Origin of the sequence: Duganella sp. Root1480D1 (assembly GCF_001427305.1) — a bacterium.
Lineage (GTDB): Bacteria > Pseudomonadota > Gammaproteobacteria > Burkholderiales > Burkholderiaceae_D > Rugamonas.
The window spans coordinates 420394-440173 of record NZ_LMFZ01000012.1 but is presented as its reverse complement, the minus strand read 5'-3'; the positions used below and the strand labels follow the sequence as shown (position 1 = coordinate 440173).

General features: G+C 61.7%; 18 protein-coding genes. 13 read left to right on the top strand and 5 right to left on the bottom strand.

The annotated features are described in order from the left end of the window. Together ASD58_RS14350 and ASD58_RS31240 are read left to right on the top strand one after the other, a co-directional pair. Window positions 1–1236, top strand: a complete 1236-nt coding sequence (locus ASD58_RS14350) for a Zn-dependent hydrolase (protein WP_057261832.1) — start codon at window positions 1–3, stop codon at window positions 1234–1236. 30 nt (window positions 1237–1266) lie between these two features. Then, window positions 1267–1728, top strand: a complete 462-nt coding sequence (locus tag ASD58_RS31240) for a hypothetical protein (protein ID WP_156401279.1) — start codon at window positions 1267–1269, stop codon at window positions 1726–1728. A gap of 146 nt (window positions 1729–1874) precedes the next feature. Here the strand turns inward: ASD58_RS31240 and ASD58_RS14345 are convergent, their stop codons facing one another. Then, window positions 1875–2510: a TetR/AcrR family transcriptional regulator gene (locus ASD58_RS14345; protein WP_057261831.1), complete on the bottom strand. Its 636-nt coding sequence runs from the start codon at window positions 2508–2510 to the stop codon at window positions 1875–1877. A gap of 93 nt (window positions 2511–2603) precedes the next feature. Between ASD58_RS14345 and ASD58_RS14340 the strand changes: the two genes are divergently transcribed. The 6 genes from ASD58_RS14340 (at window position 2604) to ASD58_RS14315 (ending at window position 9025) form a co-directional block, all read left to right on the top strand. Next, a complete protein-coding gene (locus ASD58_RS14340; RefSeq protein ID WP_057261830.1) occupies window positions 2604–3740 on the top strand; it encodes an acyl-CoA dehydrogenase family protein in 1137 nt (378 codons plus the stop codon). Window positions 3741–3750: 10 nt separating this feature from the next. Further along, window positions 3751–4956, top strand: a complete 1206-nt coding sequence (locus ASD58_RS14335) for an acetyl-CoA C-acetyltransferase (RefSeq protein WP_057261829.1) — start codon at window positions 3751–3753, stop codon at window positions 4954–4956. Window positions 4957–4968: 12 nt separating this feature from the next. Then, a complete protein-coding gene (locus ASD58_RS14330) occupies window positions 4969–7101 on the top strand; it encodes a 3-hydroxyacyl-CoA dehydrogenase NAD-binding domain-containing protein (RefSeq protein WP_057261828.1) in 2133 nt (710 codons plus the stop codon). Between the two features lies 1 nt (window position 7102). Beyond that, complete coding sequence (locus ASD58_RS14325) at window positions 7103–8182, top strand: CaiB/BaiF CoA-transferase family protein (RefSeq protein WP_057261827.1); 1080 nt, start codon at window positions 7103–7105, stop codon at window positions 8180–8182. A gap of 185 nt (window positions 8183–8367) precedes the next feature. Continuing rightward, complete coding sequence (locus ASD58_RS14320; protein ID WP_057261826.1) at window positions 8368–8814, top strand: hypothetical protein; 447 nt, start codon at window positions 8368–8370, stop codon at window positions 8812–8814. Window positions 8815–8818: 4 nt separating this feature from the next. Continuing rightward, window positions 8819–9025 carry a helix-turn-helix transcriptional regulator gene (locus tag ASD58_RS14315; RefSeq protein WP_057261825.1) on the top strand — a complete coding sequence of 69 codons (207 nt, stop codon included), beginning with the start codon at window positions 8819–8821 and terminating at the stop codon, window positions 9023–9025. Here the strand turns inward: ASD58_RS14315 and ASD58_RS14310 are convergent. After that, window positions 9009–10766, bottom strand: a complete 1758-nt coding sequence (locus ASD58_RS14310; protein WP_057261824.1) for an allantoate amidohydrolase — start codon at window positions 10764–10766, stop codon at window positions 9009–9011. The genes ASD58_RS14315 and ASD58_RS14310 overlap by 17 nt on opposite strands. Before the next feature lie 118 nt (window positions 10767–10884). Between ASD58_RS14310 and yidD the strand changes: the two genes are divergently transcribed. Then, window positions 10885–11313 (top strand): membrane protein insertion efficiency factor YidD, encoded by a 429-nt coding sequence (yidD, locus tag ASD58_RS30525; RefSeq protein ID WP_082565415.1) that lies wholly within the window; start codon window positions 10885–10887, stop codon window positions 11311–11313. 5 nt (window positions 11314–11318) lie between these two features. Here the strand turns inward: yidD and ASD58_RS14300 are convergent, their stop codons facing one another. Beyond that, window positions 11319–12251, bottom strand: coding sequence for a LysR substrate-binding domain-containing protein (locus ASD58_RS14300; RefSeq protein WP_057261822.1), 933 nt, complete (start codon window positions 12249–12251; stop codon window positions 11319–11321). Window positions 12252–12364: 113 nt separating this feature from the next. Between ASD58_RS14300 and ASD58_RS14295 the strand changes: the two genes are divergently transcribed. From ASD58_RS14295 to ASD58_RS14285, 3 genes are read left to right on the top strand one after another with little or no spacing between them, the layout of a single operon-like run. Continuing rightward, complete coding sequence (locus ASD58_RS14295; protein WP_057261821.1) at window positions 12365–13573, top strand: urate hydroxylase PuuD; 1209 nt, start codon at window positions 12365–12367, stop codon at window positions 13571–13573. After that, window positions 13570–14799, top strand: coding sequence for an ArgE/DapE family deacylase (locus ASD58_RS14290; RefSeq protein ID WP_057261820.1), 1230 nt, complete (start codon window positions 13570–13572; stop codon window positions 14797–14799). The genes ASD58_RS14295 and ASD58_RS14290 overlap by 4 nt, the downstream gene beginning before the upstream one ends. Before the next feature lie 13 nt (window positions 14800–14812). Further along, complete coding sequence (locus tag ASD58_RS14285) at window positions 14813–15262, top strand: thioesterase family protein (protein ID WP_057261819.1); 450 nt, start codon at window positions 14813–14815, stop codon at window positions 15260–15262. Between the two features lie 50 nt (window positions 15263–15312). Here the strand turns inward: ASD58_RS14285 and ASD58_RS14280 are convergent, their stop codons facing one another. Further along, on the bottom strand, window positions 15313–17676 hold the full coding sequence (locus ASD58_RS14280) for a S9 family peptidase (RefSeq protein WP_057261818.1): 2364 nt from the start codon (window positions 17674–17676) through the stop codon (window positions 15313–15315). 143 nt (window positions 17677–17819) lie between these two features. Here ASD58_RS14280 and ASD58_RS14275 point away from each other — a divergent pair, with 143 nt between their 5' ends. Next, a complete protein-coding gene (locus tag ASD58_RS14275; protein ID WP_057261817.1) occupies window positions 17820–19160 on the top strand; it encodes a S41 family peptidase in 1341 nt (446 codons plus the stop codon). A 45-nt stretch (window positions 19161–19205) separates the two neighbouring features. Here ASD58_RS14275 and ASD58_RS14270 read toward each other — a convergent pair whose 3' ends face one another. Then, window positions 19206–19682 carry an outer membrane beta-barrel protein gene (locus tag ASD58_RS14270; protein WP_057261816.1) on the bottom strand — a complete coding sequence of 159 codons (477 nt, stop codon included), beginning with the start codon at window positions 19680–19682 and terminating at the stop codon, window positions 19206–19208. Window positions 19683–19780 lie beyond the last annotated feature (98 nt).

The following is a 19780-nucleotide window of genomic DNA, read 5'->3' as shown; positions in this document are numbered from 1 at the left end:
ATGAGCGATCTACGTATTAACAGCGACCGCCTGTGGGATTCGCTGATGGAACTGGCCAAGATCGGGGCCACTCCAAAAGGCGGCGTTAAACGCCTGACGCTGACGGACCTCGATAAGCAGGGCCGCGACCTGGTGACAGGTTGGGCGCGCGACGCGGGATTGTCGATCTCGGTCGACCAGATCGGCAATGTCTTCATGCGCCGCGATGGCGAAGACAACACGCTGCCGCCAATCATGACGGGCAGCCATATCGACACCCAGCCGACAGGCGGTAAGTTCGATGGCAACTATGGCGTACTGGCTGGCCTGGAAGTGGTTCGCACCTTGAACGATAAAGGCATCAAGACGCGCGCGCCGATCGAGGTTGCGTTCTGGACCAATGAAGAGGGCTCGCGCTTTGTTCCGGTGATGATGGGCTCCGGCGTCTTCTGCGGCGCCTTCACGCTGGAACACGCTTATGCCGCCAAGGATACCGAGGGCAAGACGGTCGGCGAGGAGCTGGAGCGCATTGGCTACAAGGGCGATGAAGTGCCCGGCCAGCATCCCATCGGCGCTTATTTCGAAACGCATATCGAGCAGGGCCCTGTGCTGGAAGATGCCGACAAGGTGATCGGCGTAGTCCCGGCCGTGATGGGTCTTTCATGGTACGACTGCACCGTGACAGGCATGGAGGCCCATGCCGGCCCCACGCCTATGCATCTGCGCAAAGATGCGATGCAGGTCGCAGCCCGGATCATCCCTGAAGTCGTCGCCATCGCCAATCGCTATCCGCCGTATGGGCGCGGCACGGTCGGCATGATGCAGGTCTTCCCGAATAGCCGCAACGTGATTCCGGGCCAGGTCAAATTCAGCATCGACCTGCGTAACGTGAACGACGAACTGCTGAACAAGATGCATGAAGATATGCTGGCCTTCATTGACAAGACCTCCGCCGAAACAGGGCTGCCAGTGAAGATCGAGCGCGTGTCGTATTACCCGCCATGCCCGTTCCATCCCGATTGCGTTGGCGCGGTGCGCAAGGCCACGGAAAAGCTGGGCTACTCCACCATGGACGTGGTGTCTGGCGCCGGCCACGACGCCATCTATGCCGCCCGCGTCGCTCCTGCCGGCATGATTTTCGTCCCATGCAAGGACGGCATCAGCCACAACGAAATCGAAGACGCCAAGAAGGAGCATCTGGAAGCTGGCTGCAATGTGCTGCTGCACGCCATGCTGGAGCGGGCCGGTGTCGCCTGATCGTTGTAGCCGTGAGGTCAAAGATTGGACATGAGGCGAGTATTGTTCGTTTTTCTTGCATGCGCCTTCGGAGTTCGCGTTACTGCGCAAGAAGCGCTCGAGCCCTGCCGAGATCGATTTAATGATCCGTATCATGCTGCCGTAAAGCGAGTGATCGACAATGCAGTCGCTAAACCGGCGCGGCTACTCCTGACTACTGTTCCATCTTTTGAAGCCGAATCCGGACTTCGGTTGGTCGGGAATGAGATCTATCATGTGGAATTCCCGACCTCATTCTGGTACGAGTCTTATCCCAAAGGGGAGAATGGTCGCATGGATTTCACTAAACCCCGGATAGTTGGAAAGGTTCGTCGTGCTTCTTTGAGCCAGGATGTCGCGAACCGCGTTGAACAAGTGTTCGCCAATGCAATTGCGAAGTCCAAAGATTCTGGCTGGGCAGGTATCGATGGTGTGTCGTACATTTTTGCGACTCCTGACAATCGCTGTGCATAAGCCTGGTCGCCCAAGCCTGGATCCAGAAATGGGCAACTGGTCCAGTTGATGCAGCGAATGGAGAAGCACACATCATTTACCTCCCCAAATGACCTACAACGAAGTGAGAAGTCGCTGGTGCGACTTCTCGAGGCCCTAGAGAAAGATTAGCGCCCAAAAGCGATGCGGGTGATGGCGATGGTCGCCTCGTGTGCGAGGTCTGCCAGTTCCTTGTGCTGCGGGCGGGTTTCGGAGATGAACAGCATGGTGCCCAGCATCTGCGCCACGATCAGCGTGCCGCGGATTTCGCATTGCTGCATCGACAGCGCTGGATCAATCTCGTGGATCAGGTTGCGCAGCGTCCGGCGGGCGCGGGTCATCATGGTGTCGAACAGCTTGGTGGCGACGGGGTGGCGGTTCGCCAGGGCGGCGATCTCGAAGAACAGGCCACTCGACACCTGGTCCCGCAGGTCGGCCAGGAAGTAATCGATGATCGACTCGAACAACTCCACGCGCGGGCCGGTGCCTGCGGCGGCCACGCGTTCGTCGATGCCGGCCTGGTAGCGGGCAAACGTCTGCTCCAGCAGCGCTTCGATCAGGGCATCCCGGCTCGGGTAGTAGTGCTGAACCGTCGACAGGCTGACGCCTACCTGCTGCGCCACGCTGCGCATGGCCAGCGCTGCATATCCGTCGTGCGCCAACAACAACCGTGCTGCCTCCAGGATGGCGCTGGCGCGCTCAAAGCCCTTGGTCGTGGTGTTGGATTCCTTTGCCTGCAGGGGCGTGTCTGACTTTTTCTTCATAGAACACGAATTATCTCGTCGATTGACAAATAGGTCAACTGACCGATACTATTTCGGTCAACTGACCTATAACATCAACGGAGACCTTGCCTGATGATTCCTCGCACCTTATTCACCGAAGAACACGACATGCTGCGCGAATCCGCGCGCCGCTTCATGGAAACCGAGATCGCCCCGCACCATGAGCGCTGGGAAGAGCAGGGCTATGTGGACCGCGACGCCTGGCAGAAGGCCGGTGCTGCAGGCTTCCTTTGCCCGACCATGCCGGAGCAATACGGCGGCGTCGGCGTCGACCGCCGCTACAGCATGGTGCTGATCGAAGAGCAGGCACGCATCGGCGCATCCGGCCCCGGCTTCATGCTGCACTCGGAAATCGTGGCGCCCTACATCCTGCACTACGGCAGCGAGTACCTGAAATCGCATTACATCCCGAAGCTGGCTACCGGCGAAATGATCGGTGCCATTGCGATGACCGAGCCAGGCACCGGCTCCGACCTGCAAGGCGTGGCCACCACCGCCATCCGCGACGGCGATCATTACATCATGAACGGTTCCAAGACCTTCATCACCAACGGCTGGAATGCCGACTGCGTGATCGTGGTCGCGAAGACCGATCCGGCTGCTGGCGCCAAGGGCATCAGCCTGTTCGTGGTTGACACCTCGATGGAAGGCTTCAGCAAAGGCAAGCGCTTGAAGAAGGCCGGCATGAAGGCGCAGGATACTTCGGAACTGTTCTTCGAAAACGTGCGCGTGCCGGCCAAGAACCTGCTGGGCGAAGAGGGCGCGGGCTTCAAGTACCTGATGCAGGAACTGCCGTGGGAGCGCATGCAGATCGCCATCATGGCCGTGCAAGCAGCCGAATCCGGCCTGGAATGGACGGTGCAGTACACGCGCGACCGCAAGGCCTTCAAGCGTCCGATCGCCGAGTTCCAGACCATCGCCCACACCCTGGCCGAGATCAAGACCGAGGTCCAGATGTGCCGCGTGTTCGTCGACCGCTGCATGGAACTGCTGATCGAAGACAAGCTGGATGCCGCGACAGCATCGATGGCCAAATACTGGACCACCGAGATGCAATTCCGCGTGCTGGACAAGTGCGTGCAGCTTCATGGCGGCTATGGTTATATGTGGGAATACCCGATCACCCGCGCCTGGGCCGACGCACGCGTGCAGCGCGTGTATGGCGGCACTAACGAAATCATGAAAGAACTGATCAGCCGCACGCTGTAAGGAGACCAGCTTGGAAGCTTATATCTTTGACGCCGTGCGCACGCCGCGCGGCAAAGGCAAGAAGGACGGTTCGCTGCACGGTGTAACGCCGTTGCGTTTAGCGGAGACTGCGCTGCGTGCGCTGGTCAGCCGCAACAGTTTCGACAGCGCGATCATCGACGACGTGGTGCTGGGCTGCGTGGAACCGGTCGGGGAGCAGGGCGCCTGCATTGGCCGTGTGGCGGCGCTGGCATCCGGCTATGCGGAATCGGTTGCGGGCGTACAGATCAACCGCTTCTGCGCCTCCGGCCTGGAGGCCTGCAATATGGCGGCAGCGCAGGTGATGTCCGGCCAATCCGACATGGTGGTTGGCGGCGGCGTGGAAGCGATGTCGCGTGTGCCGATGGGTTCCTCGGGCGGCGCATGGCCGGTCGATCCCCAAAGCGCTTTCGATTCCTATTTTGTGCCGCAGGGGATTTCGGCCGATGCGATTGCGACCATCTGGGGCTACAGCCGTCGCGATGTCGATGCGTTTGCAGTGGAGTCGCAGCAGCGCGCCCACCGCGCCTGGCAGGAAGGCCGCTTCGCGCGCTCCGTGGTGCCGGTGGTGGACCGCAATGGCCTGACCATGCTGGCGCGCGATGAGTTGGTCCGGCCTGAAACTACCGTCGAATCGCTTGGCGCGCTGAAGGCGTCGTTTGCCGAAATGGGCGCAAACTTCGGTTTCGACTCGGTCATCACCCAACGCTATCCGCAGATCGAGCAGATGCAGCACGTACACCACGCCGGCAATAGTTCCGGCATCGTGGACGGCGCAGCGGCAGTGCTGATCGGTACGCGCGAGGCCGGTGAGCGGGCAGGGCTCAAGCCGCGCGCCCGCATCCGTTCCTTCGCGTCCATCGGCAGCGAACCTTCCATCATGCTGACTGGCCCTAGCTACGCCGCGGAGAAAGCGCTGAAGCGCGCTGGCATGAAGGCTGCCGACATTGATTTGTACGAGCTGAATGAAGCCTTCGCTTCCGTAGTGCTGCGCTTCATGGAAGTGATGAACGTGCCGCACGAGAAGATGAACGTGAACGGCGGCGCCATCGCCATGGGCCACCCGTTGGGCGCGACCGGCGCCATGATCCTCGGCACCCTGCTGGACGAGCTGGAACGCCGCAACCTGAAGACCGGCCTGGCCACGCTGTGCGTTGGCGCAGGCATGGGCACTGCCACTATCATCGAGCGCATTTGAGGGAGACGGACCATGATTGATTACAGCCTGGATTCCCATGGCATCGCGACCCTGAGCTGGAATATGCCTGGGCGCAGCCAGAATGTGCTGAACGAAGAAAGCTGCATTGCGTTGTGCGAGTTGGCTGACCGGGTAGTCTCCGACGCCGCTGTGAAAGGCGTTCTGATGACGTCCTCCAAGCCCGACTTCATTGCGGGCGGTGACCTGGAATGGCTCCTGTCCGCCAAGACTGCCGAGGCCTTGTTCGAGCGCGTGGTGCGCCTGGATCGCGCGCTGCGCAAGCTGGAAACCTGTGGCAAGCCTGTCGCCATGGCGCTGCCTGGCACAACGCTTGGTGGCGGGCTGGAGGTCGCGCTGTGCGGGCATTACCGCGTGGCGGCCGAGAATCCGAAAGCGCGCTTTGGCTTGCCGGAAGTGACGCTTGGCCTGCTGCCGGGTGGTGGCGGCACGCAGCGCTTGCCGCGCCTGGTAGGCATCCAGAAATCGCTGCCTTTGCTGTTGGAAGGAAAACGCCTGACCGCCGCTGCTGCACGCGAGTTGGGCATCCTGAATGACGTGGTCCCTGCCGGCAGCGAAATGGCTGCCGCACGCAGCTGGCTCGAACGCGCTATCGCCGCTGGCGGCGCGCAGCAGCCGTGGGATATCAAGGGCTTCAAGATCCCCGGTGGCGCCGTATCGTCGCCCGCCGTGCAGCAAGTGTTCATGGCCGCCAACGCCATGCTGCGCGCCAAAACCCATGGCAACTACCCGGCGCCGCGCAATATCCTGTCGTGCGTATACGAAGGCTTGATCACGGACCTCGATACCGGCTTGATGACGGAAGCGCGATATTTCGTGCAGACCGTGTTGTCGCCGGAAGCGAAGAATATGATCCGCACCCTGTTCTTCAGCATGAATGAAGCGAACAAGCTGGCGTCGCGCCCGAAAGACGTGCCGCATCAGAAGTACAGCAAGATTGGCGTGCTGGGCGCAGGCATGATGGGGGCCGGTATTGCGTATGTGGCCGCGAAGGCGGGCATCGAAGTGGTGTTGATCGATACCGTGCAAGAGGCTGCTGATAAAGGCAAGTCGTATTCCGCTACGCTGCTCGCCAAGCAGCAGCAACGCGGCCAGGTCTCTGCTGAGAAGGCGGAGGCGCTTCTGGAGCGCATTACGCCTGCTACCGATTATGCGCTGCTGGCCGGCGCGGACCTGGTGGTGGAGGCGGTGTTCGAGGATCGTGGCATCAAGGCGGACGTGACGCGCCGTGCGGAGGCCGTGCTCGGCAGCGACGCGATTTTTGCGTCCAACACCTCCACCTTGCCGATCTCCGGCCTGGCGGAAGCGAGTTCGCGCCCGGCCAATTTCATCGGCCTGCATTTCTTCTCGCCGGTAGACCGCATGGCGATCGTCGAAATCATCGTCGGCAAGCAGACCTCCGAGGCGACGCTGGCCCGTTCGATGGACCTGGTGCGTGCACTGGGCATGACGCCGATTGTGGTCAACGATTCGCGCGGCTTCTACACCAGCCGCGTGTTTTCCACCTATGTGCTGGAAGGCCTGGCATTACTGGCTGAGGGCGTGGCGCCGGCGCTGATCGAAAACGCTGGGCTGCAGGCTGGCATGCCAGTCGGGCCGCTGGCGCTGACGGATGAAGTGTCGTCTGAATTGATCTGGAAGATCGACCGCCAGACCCGCCTGGACCTGGGCGAGGCGCACAAGGCGCGCCCGGGTCACGAAGTCGCAGCGCGCATGGTGGAACTGGGCCGCATCGGCAAGAAGGCTGGCAAGGGCTTCTACGATTATCCGGAAGGCGGCAGGAAGTCGCTGTGGAGCGGCCTGGCCGAGTTGTTCCCGCGTGCTGCGTCGCAACCCGATGTGAGCGCAGTGGTCGAACGCCTGACCGTGGTGCAGGCAGTGGAAACGGCACGCTGCATGGACGAAGGCGTTCTGCGTTCCGCGCGCGATGCGGATGTGGGCGCTATCCTCGCGTGGGGCTTCCCGCCGTTCCGCGGCGGCCCATTGAGCATGATCGACAATGCCGGTTCGGCAGCCTTCGTGGCGCAGTGCGAACGCCTGGCGGCCGCCCACGGTGACCGCTTTGCGCCCCCCGCGCAACTGAAGGCGATGGCCGCTACCGGCGCTACCTTCTACGCGGAGCGTTGAAATGGGCGTGCTGTCCGGAGTCAGGATTATCGAGATTGCGGGCATCGGCCCAGGTCCGTTTTGCGGCATGCTGCTGGCGGACCTGGGCGCGGACGTGATCGTGGTCGAGCGCCCCGGCGCGGCGGAGATTCCAACTGCCGGCATCCTGCGCCGTGGCAAGCGCTCGCTTGCGCTGGACCTCAAGGAGCCCGGCGCTATCGACACCGTGCTGAAACTGATCGAGGATGCCGATGGCCTGATCGAGGGCATGCGGCCTGGCGCCATGGAGCGTCTTGGCCTTGGGCCCGAAATCTGCCTGGGGCGCAACCCGCGCCTCGCTTACGGCCGCATGACCGGCTGGGGCCAGGACGGCCCGCTGGCGCAGGCGGCCGGGCATGACAACAACTACATCGCACTGTCCGGCGCGCTGCATTACGCAGGTGCGGGCGATACGCCGCCGGTGACGCCGCCAACGCTGGTGGGCGACCTTGGCGGCGGCGCGCTGTATCTCGCGTTAGGGCTGGTCTCCTCCATCCTGCACGCACGCGGTGGCGGCAAGGGGCAGGTGATCGATGCCGCCATCGTCGATGGTTCGGCGCACATGATGAACCTGTTGCTCGACCTGTCGGCGGTTGGCCTGATGCGTGAACAGCGCGGCACTTCCGTGCTGGATGGCCCGCATTGGTTCAATACCTATCGCTGCAAGGACGGCCGCGATATCACGGTTGGTGCGCTGGAGGGCAAGTTCTACAAGCTGCTGCTGGAAAAGCTGGGATTGGCCGGCGACCGCCGCTTTGCGTCCCAACACGCAGCGGGCCAATGGCCGCTGCAGCGGGCGGCGTTCGCGGAGTTGTTTGCGATGCGCACGCGCGACGAATGGTGTGCCTTGCTGGAGGGCAGCGATGCCTGTTTCGCACCAGTGCTGGCGCCCTCCGAAGCTGCACGCCATCCGCATTTGCAGGCGCGGGGCACCTATGCCAATGACGGCATTTTGCAAGCGAACGCCGCACCGCGCTTTTCGGCCACTCCGGTGCCGTCTGTGCCCAATGCGATTCCCGCTGTCGGCCAGCACAACGAAGAGATCTTATCGCAACTTCGCTGATGGGGCGAGATTCCCTATTTCATAAAATTCAAACAAAAGTCGATATCTGTTCAGCCGATATCAGCGAGCTGTCGCAAAGTCAATAAAGCAACGCGGGTGCGATAAAAAAAATGGAACCTATAGGTTTCATTTTGGGAAGTTTATGTTGCATTCGATGACAGGATAACTTCGCTGAGGTGACTGTCATGACGCAAGAAAAAATGAATTCCGACGTGCTGGTGCGGATCTCCCATATGAGCCTTTGGATCCTGCTGGCGACGATCCTGTATGTCGGCAGCGCGATGCTGGTGCTGTTGCTGGGCGATCCGGAAACCGCCGCCAGGGGGCGCTTGGCCCTGGTCATGCTGCCGGTGTTTAACGCAATTGCTTTCGGCGCTTTGCTCAGTAAGTCGGGCAAGGCCAAATGCGCCAGGTCGCCGCAAATGCGCGCGGTGATGAACGATGAATTGCGCCAGATGGCGCTATCGAAGGGTTATCGCAACGGCTTCTTTGCCACGTTGGTGACAACGGTGGTGGCCTCGCTCATCGTCGCGCTGTCCGGGGTGGAAAAGGCGCCAGCTGTCATCATGGTGTTGGTCATCACGGTGGGCGTCAGCACCATGCTGGCCAGCGTCCTGTATCACGACAGGTGACGCGATGACCGAGCAACTGCTCACGACGATGAAGACTCATCGCGCCACGCACGACCTGACGCAGGAAGACCTGGCGCAACTGGTAGGCGTCACACGCAAGTCGATCAACGCCATCGAGGCCGGGCGCATGGTGCCGTCCACCGTCCTGGCGCTCAAGCTGGCGCGTGCGCTGGGCGTAACGGTGGAGGTGCTTTTCAGGCTTGAGGTCTGAAGCGGCGCAGGAAGTCCAGCAGCACCTGCGCTGCCAGGTCGGCATCATCCGCTGTCATGGTCTCCAGCGGGTTGTGGCTGATGCCGCCGTTGCCGCAGCGTGTGAACAACATGCATACGTCGGTGAGGGCGGCAATCGCCATCGCATCGTGACCCGCGCCGGACAGCAGGTCGAAGCGCGGCAGGCCGCTGCGCTGGACCGCGTCGCCCAATTGCTGCATCAGCCACGGCGCGCATGGTACGGCCTTGGCTTCGACGATCTTCTCCAGCTTGAATTCGATATTGCGGCGAGCGCAGATCGCGGCCAGGCCGTCGAGCACATCGCCCACCGCCGCTTCCCGCACCGCATCGTCGGCGGCGCGGATGTCGAGCGACAGTTTGCACGCGCCAGGGATCACATTGACCGAACCACCGGGCACCTGAAGCTGGCCGACCGTCCCAACCAGTGCTTCGCCTTGCGCGCAGCGCTGTTCGACCAGCAGCACGATTTCGGCCGCCGCTGCCGCTGCATCCTTGCGCATATGCATAGGCGTGGTGCCGGCATGGCTGGCGACGCCCTGCAATTCGAGCAGGAAGCGCGAACTGCCGGCGATGGCGGTCACCACGCCAACTGGCAAGCCATGTTCCAGCAATACCGGGCCTTGCTCGATATGGACTTCGACATAGGCGGCAATATCTTCACGACGCCGCGCGATGGCGGGAATTGCGGCGCTATCGTGGCCGGCGGCGGAAAGTGCGTCGCGCATTTTGATGCCGTCGGCGTCGACCGCGTCCAGCAGGGACATGTCGAATTTGCCGGTAACGGCGTTACTGCCAAGGAAGGTACTGCGGAAACGCACGCCTTCTTCTTCCGCAAAGCCGATCACCTCGACATTGAACGGCAGCTTCTCCCCCTTTGCTTGCAGGTGGCGCACGATGGCGATCGGCAGCAGGATGCCCAGGCGGCCGTCGTATTTTCCGCCGTTGCGCACGGTGTCGTAATGCGAACCGGTGAGGATGGTCTTTGCGCCTGGTGCATCGGCCAGGTAGCGGCCAACGACGTTCCCGACTGCATCGATCTCGACCTGCATGCCTGCTTCGCGCATCCAGGTAGCGAGTTGTTCTGCGGTGGCGCGATGGGCGTCGGTCATATAGGCGCAGGTAAGGGCGCCTTCGTCGTCGCTCCATTGCGCCAGGTCTTCCGCCCATTGCATGATTTGTGGGCCGAATTCCAGCTTCACTCCCAACAGGTCGTTCAGCCGGATTTCGGCGATACGGTGGATCTGGCGCAGGCATTCGGCCATTTCATCGGCCCTCTGGTTTTTCAGGCGGCGCGCGAACGTGGCGATGACGGCTTCACGCGTCAGGCCTTGTCCCGTGGGGCCTTTGACGGCGAGGATGAAGGGGAAGCCGAATTTGGCGTTGTAGTCCGCGTTGAGCTTGTGCAGGGTTGCGAATTCCTCCGGGCTGCACAGGTTCAGTCCGGACCTGGCTTGCTCGCTGGTAGATTCGGCAGTCAGTTGGCCGGCGATGGCGGCCTTGCCTGCCAATTCAGGGTGGGCGCGGATCAGGCCGAGCTGCTCGGCCTCGGTTGCGCCACTTACCACGCCTTGCAATGCCTGCTTCAGTGCGGCCAGCGATGCAAAGGGGCGTTGAGCCGCTGCCCGCTCGGGAATCCATGGCGAATGCTCGTAAATGCCGCGCAGCTGGTCAACAAAGGCAGCCAGGCCGCTGGAATTCAATTCGGAGAGAGTCGTGGTCATCGCAGGTGTCCCATAGTGGATCTTCGATCATATCCCGCCGGGGCAGCCCGACCTATAAGCAGTCGGGAATGTAGCCCCTATACGATATGATATAGCCTCCTCAAATACCGGAGTGCCGATGAAGGGATTGCTGCTGTGGGCAATCGGGTTGTACCAGCGCTTTATCTCGCCTTACAAGGGGTACTCCTGCGCGCATCGGGTGTACAAAGGCGGACAGGGATGCTCCGGTTATGGGTATCGCGTGATTTCGCGGTATGGCGCCCGCAAGGGCCTTGCTTTGCTGCATCGCCGGCTGCGTGCCTGTGGCATTCAGTTCCGCCTGCATAGTCCCCGCATGCATCCACAGGCCGGTAGCTGCGACCTGCCGGCCGTTGATTGCCATGGTTGCGATGCCGGGTGCGGCGATGCGCTTGATGTCGCCGACTGCTGCGCCGGCGTAGGCGACTGCTGGCCGGGACGCCGCCGCGATATGCAGGCCGGTCCTGGCGTTGAAGAAAAGAAGAAGGAATATGAACGTCGCCGCCGCGAACGCGAACGGAACCAATAGTCCGCCTACGTGAGCGCCTTGGCGGCGGCGGTGACCTGGTCGCGCAGCCATTTATGCTCGGGTGCTTGGTGCACACGCTCATGCCAAAGCTGGTAGAAGCGCATCGGCGGGAACTTGACCGGTGGCGTGAACACCTTGAGCGGCAGCGAATTCTCATAGAAGCGCAGGAACTGGCGGCCGGTGGTCAGCACCAGGTCGGTCTGCGCCAGCATGTAGGGAATCAGGCTGAAATAGGCCGATTCCACTGCCACATTGCGCCGCATGCCCTGGCGCTCCAGGAATGAGTCGATCACGCCGCCGTAGCCGGGCACCATTTGCGATGGCGCCACGTGGGGCAGGGTGAGGTAGTCGTCCAGCGACATCGCATCGCTGGCAGTGCGTTTGGCGTAGGGGCTGCCCGCGTGCATGGCGCAGATGATCGGGTCTTCGAACAGCTTGGAAATATGCAGGTGCTGGGGCGGCTCGTCCCAGTTGGCGATCACCAGGTCCATGTCGCCATCCGACAGCAGGCGCAGGTAGTCGGTGCCGGGCCCGATCGAGTGGATCACCACGCGGCTCTTGGGCGAGCCACGGCGTAGCATCGCCACCACATTCGGCAGGAATTGGCTGTCCAGGTAATCCGGTGCGGCGATATTGAAGGTCCGCGCTTCTTCCTGCGCCACGAAAGGCGTCTTTTTCACGAACAGCGATTCCGTCTCGTCCAGGATGCGTTTGGCCGGTTTGAGCAGGCTTTCGCCATGCTGGGTTGGCACCATGCCGCGCGCGCCGCGCACCAGCAGAGGATCGCCGGTCAGCTCGCGCAGCTTGCGCAGCGAGGCCGAAATGGAGGGCTGCGGCTGGTTCAGTTTGAGCGCCACGCGCGAGACGTTCTTCTCGACCAGCAGCAGGTAGAGGATGCGAATGAGGTGGATATCGAGGTGTTGCGGCAGGCCGGACATCTTGCTTACGTATATGAATTCGAATATCTTGAATATACGACATATTTCATGTTGTGGGGGCTCGAAAACGCGTATCTTCGATAGATTGCCACTTCTTCAACTCAAGGATTTACATGGAATACCTGCTGCCCTATGGCCTGGAATGGGCGAACCTGCTGGTACGCTGGCTGCACATCATCACGGGCATTGCGTGGATCGGTGCGTCGTTCTATTTCGTCTGGCTGGATAACTCGATCCGTCCGCCGGTCCCAGGTTCGGACCTGGCGAAAAAGGGCGTGTCCGGCGAGTTGTGGGCGGTGCACGGCGGCGGTTTCTATAATCCGCAAAAATACCTGGTGGCGCCGGCTGAACTGCCGAAGGAGCTGCACTGGTTCAAGTGGGAGGCCTACAGCACGTGGCTGTCCGGCATTGCGCTGCTGACCATCGCCTACTATTTCAATGCGCAGGCCATGATGGTGGACAAACAGGTGGCCGACCTCTCCAGCCTGCAGGCGGTTGGCATCGGCATCGGCTTCCTGGTCGCTGGCTGGGTGGTGTACGACGCGCTGTGCCGTTCGCCGCTGGGCAAGAGCGAAAAGTGGCTTGGCCTGGTGGTGTTCCTGCTGTTGGTTGGCGCAGCCTATGCGCTGACGCACCTGCTTAGCGGACGCGCAGCCTTTATCCACATTGGCGCCATGATCGGCACCATCATGGTGGCCAACGTGGCGATGCTGATCATTCCTGGCCAGCGCAAGATGGTGCAGGCAATGCAGGCCGGCAGCTTGCCGGACCCGATCCATGGCATCAAGGCAAAGCAGCGCAGCGTGCATAACAACTACTTCACGCTGCCGGTGCTGTTCATCATGATCAGCAACCATTACGCGATGACTTACCAGAACAGGAATGCCTGGCTGGTGCTCGGCTTTATCATGGCGGCCGGTGTCTTCATCCGCCACTTCTTCAATTTGCGCCACAAGGGCCGCATCGAATGGCGTTACCCGGCGATCGGCGTGGCGCTGCTGCTGGCGGTTGCGGTGGCGATTGCGCCGCCCAAGCCGCAGGCCGTGAAGCCTGTCGCCGATCCTGCAGCGCAGTTTGCGAAGGTTAAAGCCATTATCGACCAGCGCTGCCTTGCATGCCATTCCGCGACGCCGACGCAGCCTGGCTTCGCCACTGCACCGGCAGGCGTCATGTTCGATACGGCCGACCAGGTGCACCAGCGCGCGGCGCAGATTCACAAGCGCGCGGTGGAGCAGAAGGATATGCCGATCGGTAACCTGACCAATATGACTGACGCGGAACGCGCCGAACTGGGCGCATGGTTCGCCGCAGGAGAAAAATGATGAACGACAAACTGACGCAATGGATCGACGCCCACTTCGACGAGGAAGTGGCCTTCATGCAGCAGGTGCTTCGCGTGCCTACCGATACGCCACCCGGCAACAACACGCCGCACGCGGAAACCGTGGCGGAACTGGTGAAGGCATACGGCTGGAGCGCCGAAAAGCACGCCGTACCGGAGCAGGAAGTGCGCGACTACGGCATGGAGTCGATCACCAACCTGATCATCCGCCGCCCGTATGCGGCAGGCGGGCCGACTGTCGCGCTGAATGCCCACGGCGACGTGGTTCCGCCAGGTGAGGGCTGGACTTATCCGCCCTATGGCGGCGTGATCGAGAACGGTTATATCTATGGCCGCGCCGCAGCCGTGTCGAAGTGCGACTTCGCTACCTACATCTTTGCCGTGCGCGCGCTGGAAGCGCTGGGCGTCAAATTGAAGGGTGGGGTGGAGCTGCACTTCACGTATGACGAGGAATTTGGCGGCCTGTTGGGTCCTGGTTTCCTGCTGCGCGAGAAACTGACCAAGCCGGATTACGTGATCGCGGCGGGCTTCAGCTACAACATCGTCACCGCGCACAATGCCTGCCTCCAGCTTGAGATCACGGTGCACGGCAAGTCCGGCCATGGCGCCATGCCGGAGACCGGCCACGATGCGCTGCAGGCTGCTACGAAGATTCTGAATGCGATCTACGGGCAGTTGCCTGAGCTGAAAAAGATCAAGTCGAAAGTGCCCGGCATCGATTCGCCGACCATGCTGGTGGGCCGCATCGACGGCGGTACTAATACCAATGTGGTGCCGGGCAAGGTCGTGATGAAGATGGACCGCCGCATGATCCCGGAAGAGGATCCGGTGGCGGTGGAAACCCAGGTGCGCAAGCTGATTGAAGATGCGGTCCAGGGCGAGCCCGGCATCCGGATCGAGATCAAGCGCCTGCTGCTGTCGCATGCCCTGCGCCCGCTGCCGGCCGGCGACAAGCTGGTGGCCAAGTTGCAGAAGAACGCGCGCGAAGTGCTGGGCGAGGATATCCCTGCCGTTGGCACTCCGCTGTACGCAGATGCGCGACTGTACGGCGAACAAGGCATTCCCGCAGTACTATATGGCGCTGGGCCGCGTAGCGTGCCCGAATCGAATGCCAAGAAGGCGGATGAAAAACTGCTGCTGGAAGATTTGCGCAAGGCGACCAAGATTGTGGCCCTGACTTTGCTGGACTTCCTCGCAGCCGAGTAAAAGGGGAGTGGTAATGTTTGAGCGCAAGATGCTGGCCGGCTGGGGCGATATGGATTTCAATAGCCATATGGCCAACACGGCTTACCTGAACAAGGCAGGCGATATCCGCATGATGTTCCTGGGCGAGAATGGCTTTCCGATGGCGGAATTCAAGCGCCTGAACATCGGTCCTGTCGTGATGAAGGACGATATCGCGTATTTCAAGGAAGTGCTGCTGATGGATACCATCACCGTGACGCTGGCGCTGGCCGGGATGTCGCAGGATGGCAGCCGCTGGATGCTGCGCAGCGATGTGTATCGCAGTGATGGGAAGCTGTCCGCCCGCATCAACAGCTCGGGCGGTTGGCTGGACCTGACGGCGCGCAAGCTGGTCACGCCGCCGCCGGCGCTGCTGGCGGCCTGGCAATCGCTTTACCAGACCGATGATTTTCAGGCCTTGCCTTCCAGCGTGGCGAAACCCTGACCCGGTAAACCAGGGTCTGACCCTATGGGTCGGACCCGGACTTGCCTGTTTTACTTGAGGGTGCTCTCGAACAGCTTGTAGATGCGGCGGTACTGGTCGTACCAGCTCTCTGGCTGAACGTAGGCGTGGCGTTCCATCGGGTACGCCGCCAGTTCCCAGTTGTCCTTTTTCAGCTCGATGAAACGCTGCGCCATGCGCACCGAATCCTGGAAGAACACATTATCGTCCACCATGCCGTGGGCGATCAGCAGGTGGCCTTTCAGCTTGTCCGCGTACTCGATCGGCGAGGACTTGCGGTAAGCCTCCGGATCGATATCCGGCGTGTTCAGGATGTTGGCGGTGTAGCCGTGGTTGTAGGTGGTCCAGTCGGTCACCGGGCGCAGGGCAGCGCCGGCCTTGAACAGGTCTGGCTCGCGCAGCAGGGCCATGAAGGTCATGAAGCCGCCGTAGCTGCCGCCGTAGATGCCGACCTTGTCGATATCGCCCTGGTGGTTTGCAGCCAGCCACTTGGCGCCGTCCACATAATCATCCAGTTCCGGATGGCCCATCTGGCGGTAGATCGCCGTGCGCCAATCGCGGCCATAGCCCTTGGAGGCGCGGTAATCCATGTCCAGCACGATGTAGCCTTTTTCAACCAGCAGGTTGTGGAACATCTGCTCGCGGAAGTAGTTCGGGAAGCGGTTGTGAGTGTTCTGCAGGTAGCCGGCGCCGTGCACGAACATCACGATCGGGTATTTCTTGCCCGGTTCCAGCGTGGCCGGACGATACAGCTTGGACCAGATAGGCTGGCCCGCACCGTGGGTCGATGGCACAGCCACCATCTGCGGCTGGATCCATTCGCGCGCCTTGTATTCGGCGCTGCGGGTATCGGTCAGCCTTGTCGCTGCGCCGCCGGCAGCCGGCACTGTGGCCAGTTGCGAAGGAACGTAGGCGGACGAATAGTGCACCAGCAGCTTGCGCTGGTCGGGCGACAGGTCGAACTGTTCTACGCCGCCATTGAGCTGGGTCACTTCGCGCACAGCGGCGTCCTTGGCGGAGGCCGCGCACACTTCGTACTCGCCTGGCGTGCGGCGGTTGCACAGCATATAGGCCAGGGTGCCGTCGGCATTCCATTTCACGTTCGAAGCTTCCCATTTGCCGTTGGTCAGGGCGCGCTGCTTGCCATCGGCGCCCAGGGTGTACAGGTGGGCGTAGCCGGTTTCCTCGGACATGAACCACAGCGTGCTGTTGTCGGGCAGCCAGCCAAAGTCGTTGTAGCTGTAATTGATCCAGGCATTGTCTGTCAGGCGGTGCAGGGACTTCAGCTTGGCGCCTTCCAGGTCGATGCCGGCCAGCCAGCGGTCCTTGTTGTCCACGGTGCGCAGCATGACGGCGACTTTGGCGCCATTGTCGCTCCAGGCGATGCCGTCGCCTTCGTCGTTTTCCAGGCGGGTGGCGCGGTTGCCTTTCAGGGCCGGCTGCTTGACCGCTTCGCGCAGGCTGGCCAGAGGATCGGTGGCGATGCCAGGCAGGGAATCGAACGGCAGGTCCTTGATGGTGCCTGTACGCAGGTCCACCAGTTTCAGCGATTGCGCCAGCGGCAGGTTGCGGCCAACGCGGGTGCGCTGGTCGTCGAATTCTTCGTAACCCGATTCGGTCACGTAGCGCGGCATCTTGCCGACGCGGCCGTTCTCGCTGCCTTTCGGCGAGGTGGCGACCACCAGCCAGCGGCCATCCGGCGAAAGCGAAGATGCGTCGATGGAGACTTTGTCGCCGAAGTAGATCGGTGCCGGGGCACGGGTGGCATCGGCAGCGCGTTCGGCCTTGGCGCGGGCGCGCGTCTCCTCGCGCTCATCCTTCTGGCGCTTGAGGGTGGTGATCAGGCGAAGCTGCATATCGCGCAGGTAGTCTTCATCCGGCGTGGCTGCGGGGTCTTTTGCCGCGCGCGGCAACGCCACAGGGGAGACCAGGCGGTCGGCACGGTTCCAGGAGAACCAGTCGTTGCCGACCTTGAACTGCACGCTGCGGCCGTCGGCCGAATATTGCGGCGCCGAGGCGTTGGCGGTACCGCGGCTGATCTGGACCAGGGCGCCGGACTTCAGGTCGCGTTCGAACAGGTCGCCGTTGCGCAGCACGATGGCGCGCGAGCGCTCATGGTTGAACACCATGTTCGGGCTGTCCTGGTTGGACAGTTCGGAGTCCGCTACCAGGCGTGGCTTGTCGCCGGCCTGGAAGGTGTCCCGCAGCGAGGAGCCGATGCGCTTTTGTTTATAGAAGATCTGCTTGCCGTCCCAACTCCACCACGCGGCTTCAACGGGAGTGCCGATCCAGTCCGGATGCGACATGGCCTGGTCGAGGGTAATAGGGGTTGGGGTAGTGGCAAATGCGGGGGCTGCCAGCAGGGCTGCCAGCAAGGGAAGTGCAAGTGGTCGCATGGTCTCGAAAGGGAAATGAAGAACTTCGAGGAAGGATTCTAACAGCCGCTCCCTGTACGAAAAGTATCAGGCTTGTAACAGGGTAGCGTCTGCGCCGCCGGGCCTCTAGAATGTCGGGCATTCAGCTTTATTCAGGAGACAAAATGGCAAAAAGCCATGTAGCGGCGCTGGTCCTGGCCTTGGCGGCCGCCGGCGCAATGGCGCAGCAACAGCCTGCCATGCAGTGGGAGACCGCAGCCCTGGCCGGGCCTTATAAAGAAAACATCAGTGAAGACGAGAAGATCGCCGGCCTGTCCAAATTGTGGTCGGAAGTGAGATACAACTTCGTCGATACCGCCACCCTGGAAAAGCTGGACTGGGACAAGGTGTACCTGGAGACCTTGCCGCGCGTGCGCGCGACCCGCAGCACAGAGGATTATTACCGCGTGCTGATGGAACTGGTGGCCAGGCTGAAGGACGGACACACGAACGTAATGCCGCCGAGCGAGCTGTCGGATCGACTATCCGGCTTGCCGCTGTTGGTGACCCGCCCGGTCGAAGGCCGCGTCATCGTGACCGAAGTACTTGACCCTGGCTTGCGCGCCAAAGGTATCATGCCCGGCCTGGAAGTGGTGTCGGTGGATGGCGCCGAAGTGAAGACTTACGCCGCGCGCGAAATTGCCCCGTATGTGAGCGCCTCCACACAGCAGGATGAGGCGCTGCGCACCTTCGGCACCCAGTTCCTGCGCGGCGCAGTCGGTTCGGCGGCGCGCGTGACCTTCCGCGATGCCGCCGGCAGGCAGTTCGAGCAGCAAGTTGCGCGCGTAAGCCGCGATGCCCGCAAGGCTGCCATGGTCAGCTCGCCCTCGTTTGAATTCAGCATGCTGCCGGGCGACGTGGCCTATGTCTCGCTGAACAGCTTCGACGACGACAGCGCGGCCGATGCCTGGATGGCGGCCTTCGATGAAATTGCCAAGTCTTCCGCGCTGGTGATCGATGTGCGCCGCAATGGCGGCGGCAATTCGGATGTGGGCTACAAGATCCTGTCGACGCTGGACGACAAGGCATTCCTGACCAGCCGCTGGGCCACCCGCGACTACAAGCCAACCTGGCGCGCCTGGGACAAGGCGCAGCCAATGTATGCCGAAGCGCCGGATGCCGTGCAGCCCGACCCCCAGCGCCAGTACAAGAAGCCGGTGCTGGTGCTGACCAGTGCCGCGACCTTCTCGGCAGCCGAGGACTTTGCAGTCGCCTTTGACGTCATGCAGCGCGGGACGCTGGTGGGTGAAGCTACCGGGGGCAGTACCGGCCAGCCGCTGTTCATCAAGCTGCCGGGCGGCGGCAGTGCCCGCATTTGCACCAAGCAGGATACCTATCCGGATGGCCGCGTCTTCGTCGGCGTTGGGGTGCAGCCGCAGCACCTGGTCAAGCAAACGGTGGAAGGCGTTCGGGCCGGCCGCGACGAGGTGCTGGAAGCAGCCCTGGCTTCGCTGCAGCCGAAATAAAAAAAGCCGCCGGAGGTCCGGCGGCTTTCTATGCAAAGCAAAAGCTTAGAAGTGGTAAGCCACGCCTACGCTGATGTTGCGGGAGTGGCTGACTGGACGCTGCCATTCAACGCGTGCCGAGATTTCCTTGGTGATCTGGTAGCTCACGCCCAGGCCGAACAGGGCCTTGTTGCGGCTTTCTTTTTCGCCTTCGAATTTCTCTTCAACGCGGTTGTAGCCCAGGCGGCCGTATACGGACAGCTGGTCAGCTACTGGCAGGGAGCCGATTGCGGACAGGGAGAATTGGTTGACTTTGTCGTCAATGCCGTCTTCTTTCCAGTTGCCCAGGCGGCGCAGGCCGGCTTCGATAGCGAAGTTGTCGTTGAACTTGTAGCCGCCGAACACGCCGTAGCTGGTTTCGCTCTTAACGTCTTTTGGCTTGCTGGTACCTACGTCGCCACCGACGTAGAACGATGGTTCAGCTGCGGAAGCAGCGAAGGATGCAACTGCCATCAGAGTGGCGGCGGTGATTTGCTTGATCATAATTAAGTAGTCCTATTTCTAGTTAGGTTGCCTGTTCTTGACTCAAGGCAACATACTATTGTAGCAATGTTATTTTAATGATGCAAGTTCACTGTTTG